General features: G+C 65.0%; 11 protein-coding genes. 4 read left to right on the forward strand and 7 right to left on the reverse strand.

Annotated features, from left to right (window positions below; genetic code table 11):
• Positions 1-6: 6 nt before the first annotated feature.
• The 4 genes from K3F49_RS02610 to K3F49_RS02625 all read right to left on the reverse strand — a co-directional run bounded on the left by K3F49_RS02610 (position 7) and on the right by K3F49_RS02625 (position 2,916).
• A complete protein-coding gene (locus K3F49_RS02610; RefSeq protein ID WP_234679292.1) occupies positions 7-747 on the reverse strand; it encodes a metallophosphoesterase family protein in 741 nt (246 codons plus the stop codon).
• Between the two features lie 117 nt (positions 748-864).
• Complete coding sequence (locus tag K3F49_RS02615) at positions 865-1,470, reverse strand: hypothetical protein (RefSeq protein ID WP_234679294.1); 606 nt, start codon at positions 1,468-1,470, stop codon at positions 865-867.
• Positions 1,463-2,149: a hypothetical protein gene (locus K3F49_RS02620; RefSeq protein ID WP_234679296.1), complete on the reverse strand. Its 687-nt coding sequence runs from the start codon at positions 2,147-2,149 to the stop codon at positions 1,463-1,465. The genes K3F49_RS02615 and K3F49_RS02620 overlap by 8 nt, the downstream gene beginning before the upstream one ends.
• Positions 2,146-2,916, reverse strand: coding sequence for a MotA/TolQ/ExbB proton channel family protein (locus tag K3F49_RS02625; RefSeq protein WP_234679298.1), 771 nt, complete (start codon positions 2,914-2,916; stop codon positions 2,146-2,148). The genes K3F49_RS02620 and K3F49_RS02625 overlap by 4 nt, the downstream gene beginning before the upstream one ends.
• Positions 2,917-3,097: 181 nt before the next feature.
• On the opposite strand from K3F49_RS02625, the gene K3F49_RS02630 reads away from it, so the two are divergent.
• Together K3F49_RS02630 and K3F49_RS02635 are read left to right on the forward strand one after the other, a co-directional pair.
• Positions 3,098-4,465: a sensor histidine kinase gene (locus tag K3F49_RS02630; RefSeq protein WP_234679299.1), complete on the forward strand. Its 1,368-nt coding sequence runs from the start codon at positions 3,098-3,100 to the stop codon at positions 4,463-4,465.
• Between the two features lie 7 nt (positions 4,466-4,472).
• Entirely contained in the window at positions 4,473-5,123 is a 651-nt protein-coding gene (locus K3F49_RS02635; protein WP_234679302.1) for a response regulator, read from the forward strand.
• Between the two features lie 419 nt (positions 5,124-5,542).
• Here the strand turns inward: K3F49_RS02635 and K3F49_RS02640 are convergent, their stop codons facing one another.
• On the reverse strand, positions 5,543-6,130 hold the full coding sequence (locus K3F49_RS02640; protein WP_234679304.1) for a TetR family transcriptional regulator: 588 nt from the start codon (positions 6,128-6,130) through the stop codon (positions 5,543-5,545).
• 552 nt (positions 6,131-6,682) lie between these two features.
• Between K3F49_RS02640 and K3F49_RS02645 the strand changes: the two genes are divergently transcribed.
• The gene (locus K3F49_RS02645; RefSeq protein WP_234679306.1) at positions 6,683-7,855 is read left to right on the forward strand and encodes a M20 aminoacylase family protein; all 1,173 of its coding nucleotides are present in this window, start codon (positions 6,683-6,685) and stop codon (positions 7,853-7,855) included.
• 129 nt (positions 7,856-7,984) lie between these two features.
• Here K3F49_RS02645 and K3F49_RS02650 read toward each other — a convergent pair whose 3' ends face one another.
• Both K3F49_RS02650 and K3F49_RS02655 read right to left on the reverse strand, forming a co-directional pair.
• Positions 7,985-9,310: an LVIVD repeat-containing protein gene (locus K3F49_RS02650; RefSeq protein WP_234679308.1), complete on the reverse strand. Its 1,326-nt coding sequence runs from the start codon at positions 9,308-9,310 to the stop codon at positions 7,985-7,987.
• A gap of 77 nt (positions 9,311-9,387) precedes the next feature.
• Positions 9,388-11,295: an acyl-CoA synthetase gene (locus K3F49_RS02655; protein ID WP_234679310.1), complete on the reverse strand. Its 1,908-nt coding sequence runs from the start codon at positions 11,293-11,295 to the stop codon at positions 9,388-9,390.
• A 249-nt stretch (positions 11,296-11,544) separates the two neighbouring features.
• Here K3F49_RS02655 and K3F49_RS02660 point away from each other — a divergent pair, with 249 nt between their 5' ends.
• Complete coding sequence (locus tag K3F49_RS02660) at positions 11,545-12,624, forward strand: SecDF P1 head subdomain-containing protein (protein ID WP_234679311.1); 1,080 nt, start codon at positions 11,545-11,547, stop codon at positions 12,622-12,624.
• The last annotated feature ends 215 nt before the right edge of the window (positions 12,625-12,839 follow it).

Genomic DNA, 12,839 nt, shown 5'->3' on the forward strand with positions numbered 1-12,839 from the left:
CGGCCTTTAACGCCCCTCCGACAACCGGTCGGCGAGCCAGTGCGGCAGGCCGTTCTCGCGAATTCGGTTCGCCGCGCTCGCGACATCATAGGGCGCGCGGCAATACGTGATCTGGCACGAGATCGTATCGAACAGCGCGAAAGCCGCCGATGGATCACCGTCGCGCGGCTGGCCGACCGCACCGAGCACGGCCAGCCATTGCCGCCCGCGCAGGAGCGGCATGGACACATCGGTCCTGGGCACGAGGCCCGTCATCTTCGCCGTCACCGACATCGAATAGAGCGCGGGACGGTGAATGTGGCCGCAGAAGGTCACGTGGGCGGGGGTCGATATCAGACTCTTGGCGGCGTCCGCCGTCGAGCGAATGTAATGCCAGCGCCGCGGTTGAGAGGCTTCCGCGTGCACGAACAGACGGTCGCCGTCCTCGACGAGTATCGGCAGCTCGGCGAGAAACCGGCGCTGCGCGACGTCGAGCCGCCCACGCGTCCACTCGATCGCAATCTGGGCCTCATTGTTCATGGTTTCGGACGAGGAGTTCACCGCCTGGTCGTGATTGCCGCGGACGGCGACGGCGCCCCGGGCCACCAGCTCCATCGCGGTATCCACGACCCATTCCGGATCGGCACCATAGCCGACGAAATCACCGAGCATGACGAACCGCTCCGCGCCCTTGGCGCGGGCCGCCTTCAGGCACGCCTCGAACGCCTGCCGGTTGCCGTGGATATCCGAGAAGACAGCGAGAAGCACGCACCCTCCACCCTCAAATTCTCAATTGACGCCGATAAAGCCAATTTGAGGGAGGCGGACAAGATGCGCCAGCGCGGGGCGGTTGACCAGCGCCACGCCAGCACAATGGTGAAGAGGCTATTGCTCGTCCTTGGGCGGCATCCGGGGCGGCGGCAGCGGCGTGAAGACCGCTCCTTGCGCGCCGGCCGGCGGGGCGTTGAACTCCCCGGTCGAGGAATCGCCACCGCTGGTTTCCAGGATGACCTTGGGCGTCACATATTCCCGGACCATGTCGATCAGGCTGCCCTCGCCGCCGCCGAAATCCGCCGCACGCCCGCCTTGCGCATGCCCCGCCGCGATCTCGTTCTCGGCTGCGTGGGTCTTGTCGGCCAGGGTGTCGTTGTAGGGGACGCGGAAGGCGCGTGGGATGCCGCTGGGCCGATGATCCTCGTCGAGTTCTTCGACCCACAGATAGATCGAGCCGGGATCGCCCTCCAGCGAATGCGGCTCGACGATGCGCGCCGCGAGCAGCTTGAACGCGGTCGGCATCCTGTCGGTGCTGGCCCAGCCCAGCAGCCCGCGCATTTCCGTGAAGCTAACGATATAGAAGGCGCTGGTCACGACCACCGCGATCGCCTTCAGCGACCAGTGCAGCCGCGCATAGACCAGCACGACCAGCAGCAGCCCGCCGATCACGGCATAGGCGACTGACAAAGTGAGGATGACCGTCTGCAGATTAATCACGGCGCACCCTCGTCGCGTTCTTGCTCACACCGGTCCTCGGGTCGAGATCGGCGCCGTTGCGCCAGGTGCTTCGGAAGGTCTCCAGCAGCGATTTCGGCCGCTGGTCCACATTGATCACCTTGCCTTCGGCGTCGAGCCGGAACCGCACCGCAGTCTTCTCGTCACCGGTGTGGTCGAGCGTGAATTTGTTGTCGAAGACCACCTGCGCGGTCGGATTGAGTTTCTGCACCTTCACATTGGCCGTCACCGGCTCGCCGGTCGTGGCGACGAAATGCGAGACGTTGACGGTGTATTCGCCGGCGACGATGCCGCGCACCGTCACGATCTCCTCGCGGATGGGCGAAGCGATCTTCTTGCCGTTGACCATGATGAAGTCGTTGGCCCCGCCGCGATCGTCGCGATCGAGCGTAAGGAATCCGGCCTCGCGGTGGCGGTACCAAGCGATGTTGCCGGCGGGATCCTGCACGAACAGGTCGAGATCGTCAGGATGATTGTCCGGCCAGTCCAGCGTGATCATAAACTCGGCCTTGGAGTCGATCTTGCCCTCCTTGGCATCGGGAGAAACCGCGAGCAGCGCGAGGAAGAACAGGAAGGCGACCACCTGGAGCGCCTTGAACAGCATCACGCCCAGCGGATCGAACGGCTCCTCGCGCGGATAGAGACCGAAATCATCCATCATGACGTCGTTCCAGCGCCCTTGCGCTCGAGAACCGGCGTCACGTAGGTCTCGGTAAGCACGACGGCATCCGAGAATACCCGCTGGGTCGCTGAATCCAGCATGTAGTACTGGATGCGGACCAGGATGGAACCGACGAGGCCCGCCAGTGTCGTGTACATCGCGACCGCCATGCCGTCGCTCATCAGTCCCATCGAGGAGCGCATCGCGACCTTGTCGGCGGCATCCAGTCCGGCAATCGGCGCCAGCATGATGATGAAGCCGATGATGGTGCCGAGCAGGCCGAGCTTCATCAGCGTATCGGAGACGAAGGCACCGAACCCGTTGGAGCCGCGCAGGCGGTCGGCCAGCGTCCGCAGCAGCAGCGTCTGGTCGACCGGGCGATAGTCCTGCGCGGCCGCTTTCGTCACGAGGCTGTCGATGTGATCCCGCACCAACCCACGCGGCAGCGCGGTCGCGCTCGCATCGAGCACCTTGCTGCCGTCGGGCGCCGCCAGCACCGCGCGGCAGCGCCGTGCAGCCGCCCCCTCACGCGCGATCGCCCGTGTACGCAGGAAGCAATGACCGCAGGTCAGGATGTAGAGCACCGCGATCACGCTCGAAATATAGGTCCGGTCGGAGGTCAGCATCAGATGGATCAGGCCGAATCGCCACAGCAGCACGACGGCAAAGATCGATAGCCCCGTAAAAATCATCCAGAACAGCAGCGCGCTGCGCTCGGATGGGTCGGTCGCGGTGGTCGCGATCGGTCCAATCGTCATCGAACTCATGCTGCACTGCTCCTGACCTGCAATTCCACCCTGATTAGATCAAAGCCGCCGCTCCCGGTCCAAAGACCCATGCCCAATCCGGCTTGGGAAATTTGCCCGAGCTGCGTTCCTGCCATTCCGTGCAATTGGCAAGGTGCGGCGACGTTGTTAGGCTGAGCTTACCAAACTTTGGGGTGATCGCATGCGCCTCGTGCTTCAGCTTGTCGCCCGTCTGCTTCTCATCGTTGCGCTGTGTCTGGGCGCGGCGACCGTGTGGGCTACGTTCGATGCCTATCGCAGCGTCGACCGGGCGACTGCGGCGTCCGCACAGCGGGTCGCGCAGGCGCTTCAGGGCCTATACTGGCACGAACTGTTGCTGCGCAGCAGCAGAACGCGTGAGCATCTCGTGCCGGTTCCGGAGTGGCGGACGCTGGAGACGATGAAGCTGATCTCGCCCGGTGTCTGTGTCGAGTTCCAGCCGGCGACCGCATTCGAAAAGCCGCTCTGCGGGCAGAGCCAGGGGATCGGCAGGACGCCGCCACGCTGGTTCGCCGCCGTCGTACCGACCTTCCTCGGCAGCCACGCCGAGGTGGTGCGGCCCGTCAGCCCCCGCGCCGCGGCCGCCGGAACGGTGGTCGCGACGCCGGATGAAGCGGCCGCAATCTCGCTCGCCTGGGAGTACATTCTCAACGTGATCGACGTCGCGCTGTTGATGGCGGCGGCGATCGCCCTGCTCGCTTCGCTCGCGATCGCGCACACGCTGGCGCCGGCGCAGGCCATTGTGCTTGCCCTGCAACGCGTGGCGCGCGGCCAGTACCGTACCAAACTGCCGCGCTTCCGCTCCATGGAGCTTGGGATGATCGGCGGCGCCGTCGAGAAACTCGGCAGCCGGCTGGAAGAATCCGTCGAACAACGCGCGGCGCTGACACGGCGCCTGATCGAGATCCGCGACGACGAGCGCCGCGCGCTCGCCCGCGAGTTGCACGACGAGTTCGGACAAAATCTGTCCGCGATCCTGGCTTTCGCCAACACGATCGAGACGGCGAGTACGAAAGGCGGGGATCATGGCATCGCGCAGGACGCGCGCATGATCTCGCAGGCCACGCACCATCTGATGGCCTCGCTGCGCGATGCGCTGGAGCGGCTGCGCCATCCCCTGCCCGAGGAGCTTGGGCTGGAAGCCAGCCTCGTCAACCTCGTCGACAGCTGGCGCTCGCAGAGCGCGACGCAGCCGACGATCCAGCTCGACCTCAAGGGCGATCTCACCGACATCAGCGGCCCGGCCGCCACGACCGCCTATCGCGTCGCCCAGGAATGCCTGACCAATGCACTGCGCCACGGTGCGGCGCGCGAGATCTCGTTGCACGTCGAGCGGTGCGCGGGCGAGGACGATGCGCTTCGGATCCGCGTCGAGGACGACGGTGGCGGCGATGCGGCACGCGTGGCGCGCTCAGCCGGCTTCGGCCTCACCGGCATCCGCGAGCGTGTCGCAGCCGCCGGCGGATCATTGTCGATCCTGCCCGCCAGTCGCGGGCTCAGCGTCGCCGCGACGATCCCTCTTGCTGCATGAGGCCGCCATGAGCGATGTCGCAGCAACAGGCATCTCGGTGCTGCTGGTCGACGACCATCCGATCGTCCGCCAGGGCTACCGGCGCGTGCTGGAGAGCCAGGGCGATCTCCACGTTGTGGCGGAAGCCGACAACGCCGCGGATGCCTACGGCGCCTTCAAGACGCATGACCCCGACGTCGTGGTGATGGACATCTCGATGCCCGGCGCCAGCGGCCTCGAGGCAATCCGCAACATCCGCGCACGCAATCCGCGGGCGCGGATCCTCGTCTTCACCATGCACAACGAGGCTGTGCTGGTGAAAGCCGCCTTCAGTGCCGGCGCCTCCGGCTTCGTCACCAAGAGCAGCGCCCCCTCCGCCGTCGTCAACGCCATCCGCAGCGTCGCCCGCGGCGAGCGCGCCATGAGCGACGACATCGCGCATGTGCTGGCCGAGGACAGCCTGTCGACAGGCTCAGCGCTGGATCAACTGGGCGAGCGCGAGATCGAGATCTTGCGCCAGTTCGCCGGCGGCGCCACCACCGAAGAGATCGCGACGCATCTCAATCTCAGCGTCAAGACGGTCCAGAACTACCACTATCTGATCAAGACCAAGACCGGCGCGCGCACGGATGCCCAACTCGTGCGGCTGGCCGCGACTTGCGGGTTGACGAAGATCTAGCAGCGTGGCTGTCGAAAATCCGGGGACTGCAATTTGCAGAACGGATTGGAACGCGGGGCATCCAACTCCGGTTAATAGCGGCGTGGAGGAGTAAAACGCCATGAGTAAGGCTCATCACAAAGCAGCCGACCATCCCCCGATCATCACGGTAGGTGAGCTCATCGACCAGCTTTGCCGCTTGCCTGACACGGCCGTTGTCCACTTTCGCTGTCCTGTGCTCGATCAGGAGCTGACATTCTACCGCCTTCGAAGGCGGTCGAAGGACGTCGTCGAAATCGCGGTCGGCGCATATCCGGATAGCCCGCCGGTCGTGCCCTCGTCCGACGGCGATCCTCACCCGCGAAAACACGCCACATCCTCGCCTGCGATTCGCGATGGAGCCGTGCTTCAAGGCAAGAGGGTAAGCTAGAAGGGGTGCTTTAGGCCGCCTTCAACCCGCGCAACAACAGCGCGAGCGTCGCATCGACACGCGCGGGCAGCTCGGTGTCCTTCCACTCGTCGGCATGGGCCGGATGATGGAAGCGGCAGGTGGCATCGAACAGCGCACGTGCCGTGGTCTTGACGTCGTCCACGGCGAATACGCCCTGCTTCACGCCGTCGGCCAGGATCGCCGCGATCTGGTCGATCATGGTGTCCTTGTGACACTTGACCGCCGCGCAAGCCTCGCGGGCCAGCGTCAGATAGGTCTCGAACATTTCGGGGTCGTCGAGCACGCGCGAACGCTTCGCCGCGAACAGCGTGCGCAACCAGCGATCGAGCCTGTCAGGCGCCGGGCCCTGCTCCCTAGCGATCGCCAGCAACGGCGCATCGATGCGGTCGAGCCAGCGTTTGGCGACGGCCTCGCGCAGCGAAGCCTTGCTCGGGAAATGGCGATAGACGCTGCCGTGGCTGACATCGAGCGCACGGGCAACGTCGACCACCGTGGCCTTGGCAAGTCCGTAGCGCCGCAAAACGTCCTCGGTCACTTCGAGGATCCGCTCCGGCGTCAAGACAACGGCTTCGTTCATGCCAGCACCATGTTCCCGTTCAGGGCCCAGTTACCCGGCGATGGATGCTTACCGAAGCGCCCATACCGGTCGGTTCGGAAAGCTCTCGCCTTAATGAGGCAGTTTTGCAGCCTGCGCCGCGATCTGGCGCGCAACCAGTAAATTGAGCCAATGCCCAATCGTCCCGGTGAGATGGATGATTTCGGTCGTCATTGTCGTAAGTCTCCAATCATTGGCGGTCCCCGTTGTTCAATTTCGGCCCTTGATCCCCATTTCCTGGGACGTCGGGCTTCCGGGATGCCGCCAGACGCCCAATCGGAGCGTCCGAGAACGGATATACACGTCTCGCTGACAGATTTCAATATCTGTTAGTCAACGATCCGTGATTGACAGCTAATATTTGTGGATGCCCCCGTCACCTTGCCGCGCCGCTTGTTTCACCCTCCCGCTCCGACAAATCCCGGCGTAAAAAGCATTCTGGCCGGCGCGCCCTCCCTAGGCCGCCGCCCTCCTCCTCCTCGGCGGGGCACGGCTGCGTCCACCCGCCCTACGAAGAAGAAACGGATCCTCTCCATGCCCATCGTCAACCGCATCGCCGCCCTCTCCGATGAAATGGCCGCCTGGCGCCATGACTTCCACGAGAATCCCGAGCTGCTCTACGAAGTCCACCGCACCGCCGGCATCGTCGCCGACAAGCTTCGCGAGTTCGGCTGCGACGAGGTGGTGACCGGCATCGGGCGGACTGGCGTGGTCGGCGTGATCCGCGGCCGCAAATCAGCCTCCGGCAAGGCCATTGGGCTCCGCGCCGACATGGATGCGCTGCCCATCATGGAAACCGCCGACGTGCCCTATGCCTCGAAGATCCCGGGCAAGATGCACGCCTGCGGCCATGACGGTCACACCGCGATGCTGCTGGGTGCCGCAAAATACCTCGCCGAGACGCGCAATTTCGACGGCACTGCGGTCGTGATCTTCCAGCCCGCCGAGGAAGGTGGCGGCGGCGGCAAGGCCATGGTCGAGGACGGGCTGATGACGCGCTGGAACATCGACCAGGTCTACGGCATGCACAACATGCCGGGCCTCGCCGAGGGCCATTTCGCGACCACGCCGGGTCCGCTGCTCGCCTCCTCCGACAACATCCGCATCACGGTGCATGGCAAGGGCGGCCACGCCGGTGCCACCCCTCACCAGGCGATCGACAGCGTCCTGATCGGCTCACAGATCGTCAACGCCTTGCAATCGATCGTCGCGCGCAACGTCAATCCGCTGCAGTCGGCGGTGATCTCGATCACGCAGTTCCACGCCGGCACCGCCTTCAACATCATCCCCGAGACAGCCGAGCTCAGCGGCACCGTGCGCACGCTCGATCCTGATGTGCGCGATCTCGTCGAGCGCCGGATCGGCGAAGTCGCCGAGAGCGTCGCCCGTGCCTATGGCGGCTCGGCGGAGACGAAATACACGCGGATGTATCCGGTAACCCTGAATCATGCGCGCGAAGCCGGCGTTGCTGCCGACGTCGCCCGTGACATCGTCGGCGCCGACCGCGTCAACGACAAAATCATCCCGATGATGGGCGCGGAAGATTTCTCTTTCATGCTGGAAGAGCGCCCCGGCGCAATGATTCTGGTCGGCATGGGCAACAGCCCAGCGTGCCACCACCCGGCCTATGTCTTCAACGACAACATCCTCGGCCACGGCGCCTCGTTCTGGGTGCGCCTGATCGAAACCGCGATGCCGGCGGGGTAACGTCGGTCTCGATCTCTCAAGGGTGGGCAAAGCGTAAGCGTGCCCACCGTCCGCAAATCGTGAGAGATGGTGGGCACGGCGCTACGCGCCTTTGCCCACCCTTGTATTAGCGTCGCCTCGGCTGACACTTCACCCCTGATATTGCAGCACGTGCATGCCGGCGTTCCAGTCGCTGACGAACATCATGCCGTCGGGCCGGACATAGGCGTCACACGTCTTCGCCGCGAGCGCGACGTTCGGGCGGGGGTCGACGAGCTTCTTCGGCGTCGGGGGCACCCAATAGGCGAGCTCCTTCGGCGCAAAGGCATCCCTCACGTCGAACACCCTCACGCCGGCATTGTTGTAGGACGCGAAGATCGTGTCCTCGCTCTGGAACGCGCCGGGGCGGTTCTCGTGCAGATTATGCGGACCGAAGGTGCCGTTCGTGCAGAAATCGCGATCGCGCGGCGTCGGCAGGGTTGCGATCGGCACCGGATTTTCCGGCGCGCGCACGTCGAGCACGAATGTGTGGAACAGGCCCTTGGCGCATTGGTCCGCGTTCGCTTCATCCGCGACGATCGCGAGCTGACGCTTCGGCAGCGGTAGCGGCGTATGCGTGCCGCCAGCGAAGGGCGGCGACCAGTTGATGTGCGACAGCAGCTTTGGATTGGTGGGATCGCTGATGTCGTGGATGGTAAAGCCGCCGTCGCGCCAGGCCGCATAGCCGCGATCGCCCGCCGTGATCATGTGATGCAGCGCGAAGCGCTTGCCCTTCGGCGTCGCCGGCTCGCCGCCCGCGCGGTTCATCCCCGGCAGCCACCATTTCGCGACGATCTCCGGCTTGGTGATGGTCTTGAGATCGACCACGCAGAGGATGTGATCGGTGAAGCCGTCGAAATGCGCCGACACATAGGCATAGCGGCCGCCCGGCCACCACAGACGGTTGATGCCGAAGCCCGGCATTTCGAGGAATGCGATCTCGCGCATCTCGCCGGGCTTGGAGATGTCGTGGATCGAGAGGCCCGAGCGGAATTTCTTCGCCTTGGTGATACTGTCGACCAGCGTGTTCTCGAAATAGCCGCGCATGTTGTCGTAGGACTGCATCGCGACGATATTGGCGCCGTTCGCCAGCAGCAGCGTGTCTTCCGCCACCTGGAGATGGTGGGTGCGGGTGTATTGCCCCGCGGTGAAGAAATTGACCGGCTTCAGCGCCCGCGGATCGGACGCGTCCAGAATCGTCACGCCATCGCTGAACATGTGGCCGACATAGATGTGCTGGCGATTGAACATCACCTGCACGCTGTCGGGCCGCCCGCCGATGTCGCTGTAGGAGATGTGCTGGATGCCCTTGCCGATGCCTTCAGGCGGAATGTCCGGCTCTGCGGCCCGCGCCGGTCCCGACCAGCCAGAGAGCGCGGCGGCTCCGAACACACCCGACAATTGCCGAAGGTGACGGCGGCGAGAGACTCCAGGCATCGCGTTTCCCCAAGTGTTTTTGGGGATGATGCGCGCTTGCGGCCAAGCACGCAAGCCGGGAGTCGCGCGCCCTTGAGCTATGCCTGCACCACCTCGTGCCGCATCACGAATGGCGCGAGCAGCGTGTGCACTTCGCCGGCGACGATGTCGCGCTGATCCGCGGGCAAGCCTGCGAGCGTCACGGTTGCGATCGAGCCGTGGCTGCCATGGGCACCGACCTTCACCTTGCAGTCGATGCCCCGCGCGACCAGCGGCGTCAGAACCTTGGTGAACACGCGCTGCGCCGCGTCCCAGCGCAGTTGCGGCTTGAACACCTTGCCGACGCCGGTCACCGGCATCGGATCGATCGGAATGACCTGCACCGGAACGGCAGCACGCTCCGGCGTGCGCTCGCGCACCCACGTCTCGAGTTCGCCGGGCTCGACGGACGCGCCGGGCTTCAACTGCACGTAACCCACCGGCAGCTCGCCGGCATAAGCGTCGGGCTGGCCGACTACCGCGGCGAAGCCGACGGCGGGATGACGGAACATGATCTCCTCGATCGGCGCCGGATCGATATTGTGACCGCCGCGGATCACGAGATCCTTGGCACGTCCGGTGATCCACAGATAGCCGTCGGCATCGAGCCGGCCGAGATCGCCGGAATTGACCCAGACCTCATCGACAAAAGCCCCCTTGTTGTGGGCGTCGTTGAGATAGCCGCCGAACACGCCGGGCCCGGCCATGATGACGACCCCGATCTCGTCGGGCTTGCAGTCGCGGATCAGGTTGCCGTCGGCGTCGAGCTGCACGATGCGGACACGCGCGTAAGGCATGGGCAGGCCGACCGAGCCGAGCCGGATCGGTCGGCTGGGATAGGCGAGCGTGTGCACGCTCGAGGTCTCGGTCATGCCGTAGACCTCGACCACCGGCAGCTTGAGTTTTTCCTGAATCGCCGATCCCACCGCGACCGGAATCGCCGAGCCGCCGCCGGCTGCATATTTCAGGCTGGAGATGTCGGCATTCCCGGGCGGCACCGCGAGCGTTGCCGCGAGCACCGTCGGCACGCTCGACAGCGCCTCCGGCTTGAAGCGCTCGACCAGGCCCCAGATGTTCTTCACCGCATTCGGGTTGCGCCAGCCGCTCGGCGACAGCACGACCAGCGAGCCGCCGGCGGACAGCGTCAGCAGCACCTGCGTCAGCGATCCGCCGACGTGAAACAGCGGCATGCCGAACAACATGTTCGCACCCGGCTTCGATCGCAGCATCAGATTGAGCGCCCAGGCCTGATAGACTTGGTTGGCGTGGGTGTGCCGCACCAGCTTCGGTGTGCCGGTGGTGCCGCCGGTGTGGAAATAGGCGGCGATGTCGCTGCCCAAAATCTTGCGCCCGCTGATAAGTCGGTCGGACGGCTGCTGCTTGATCAGGTCGTTGAACGCAAAAATTCCGTTGGCGGGATCGCCGCCGCCGGCCACCTGCACGATCGCCTTGAGGTGCTTGAGCTGCGGGCGGATCTGCTCGACCTTTTGCCAGATGTCGGTGCCCGGCATCGGCCCGAGCGCCACCAGGATTTTCGTGTTCGCCGCCTCCAGGATTTCCGCGATCTGGTGTGGCTCGAGCAGCGGGTTGACGGGATTGGCGATGCCGGCGGCCTCCGCACCGAACAGCGTCACGAAGGCATCGGGCAGCAGCGGCAGCATGAAGGAGATGACATCGCCCTTTTCCGCGCCGAGCGCGTGAAACATGTTGGCGGCCTGCGTCACACGCGCGATGAAGTCACGGTAGGTGACCACGAGCGGCGTATCCGATGGATCGGCATTCTGCAGAAACTGGATCGCCGGCCCGTCGGGATTGCGCGCAGCCCCGAGCTTGATGGCATCATAGGTGCTCTCGGCCGCGACACGGTCCGCGTAGGGGACCTGCTCGAAGGCCCGGACCTCCTCGTCCGTCAAAAGCTCCGGATAGTCGTTGCCGATGAGCCGATCGAGCGCGTGGATGCCCGCCATGGAATTCCGTCCTCCCTCAGATGCATTCCCTCGCCGCCTGTCTTTTTGACATTTTGGTTCGGCGAGACCCCGACCGGTAGCCGGTCGGGCGCGAACAGAATGATGGATGATTTGGCGTTCGTCCATGGCCTAACGGCTACGGTCGTAGCACTCGTATTCGAGGCCTTTGAACCTCCGCGCCCGATTCGGGGACCAAGAACATGCGTCGGATTCGCCCGCCAGCGTCCTGCCGCAAGACTTGAGGTGATCATGACCACCCCCCCGCGGGACCGCGCCACACGGCTGATCGTCGCCCTCACCATGGCAATGGTGATCGCCCATCCGCGCGCCGCGCTCGCCGACGACCAGTTCGACAAGATGCGTGCCAAGATCGTGGCCTTCGTCGGCGACAAGATGGAAAAGCTGGGCGGCTCACGCATCATCTACAAGGTGGACAGCTCAGGCCTGCGCGAGAGCGTCGTCGCGGATCTGCGCGACGACGTCTACAAGACCTTGCACGACGGCCATATCGCCTTCTCCAATCTTGCGATCCGCGACGGCGGGGTCGATGTGAAGATCGCGGACGCCAAAGGCCGTGATCAGCTCGGGCGCAAGCTCGCCTCAGCCGCGGACGGATTGCCCTCGCATGCGCTCGCCTTGACCGACGGCAGCGATGGAGCGGTCAGGCTCACGTCGACCGATGCCGCCTCCGCGGCACGGCTGAATGAACTCGTCGAAGATTCCATCGCCATGATCGAGCAGCGCCTCAAGGATTCCGGCGTCAAGCTCGTCAGCGTCGTCCCCGACGGGACCGACCGCATCCGCATCTTCCTGCCTGGCGTGACCGACCCCGAGCACATCACCGCGATCTTCGGCCGGAAGGTCAAGGTCAGTTTCCGCCTGGTCGATGCCTCGATGTCACCGGAGCAGGCGCAATCCGGCACGCCGCCCGAAGGCACCGAAGTCCTGCTCGGCTTCAAGGACAAGCGGCCCTATCTGGTCGCCAAGGACAGCGTGCTCGACGGCGACGACATCAACTATGCGGCGCCCGGCTTTGCGGCCGGCACCAAAGACCCGGTCGCCTCGTTCCGCTTCAACGGACGCGGCACGCGGCGCCTCGCCCATGTCACGGCAGAGAACGTAGGCAGATCCTTCGCCATCGTGCTCGACGAGAAGGTGATCGCCGCCCCCGTGATCCGCGAGCCCATCACCGGCGGCTCGGTCCAGATCTCGGGCAATTTCATCCTCGAGGAGGCCAACAGCGTGGCCATGCTGCTGCGTGCCGGCGCGCTCCCGGGGCACCTGACCCTCGTCGAGCAGCAGGTCATCCAGCCCGGCGCCAAGCCCTGAGGCGGAGATAGCTCCGGGCTCCCGCCGCACCCAAATCCGTCCAAGACGTCCCAGAAGATACCCGCCCGCGCCCCGACGGCCCCGAATCATGGCTCGCACCGAGGCCATACGCGCAACCAACGGGCAATTGCCGAAATGCCCGATCAGGCTAAAATTTGCCTCTTGCAGCCTGACGGCCGAAGGCTTCATTCAAGCGGTCGTCATTCGATTTCGGC

It is taken from the genome of Bradyrhizobium monzae (assembly GCF_021458635.1).
GTDB lineage: Bacteria > Pseudomonadota > Alphaproteobacteria > Rhizobiales > Xanthobacteraceae > Bradyrhizobium.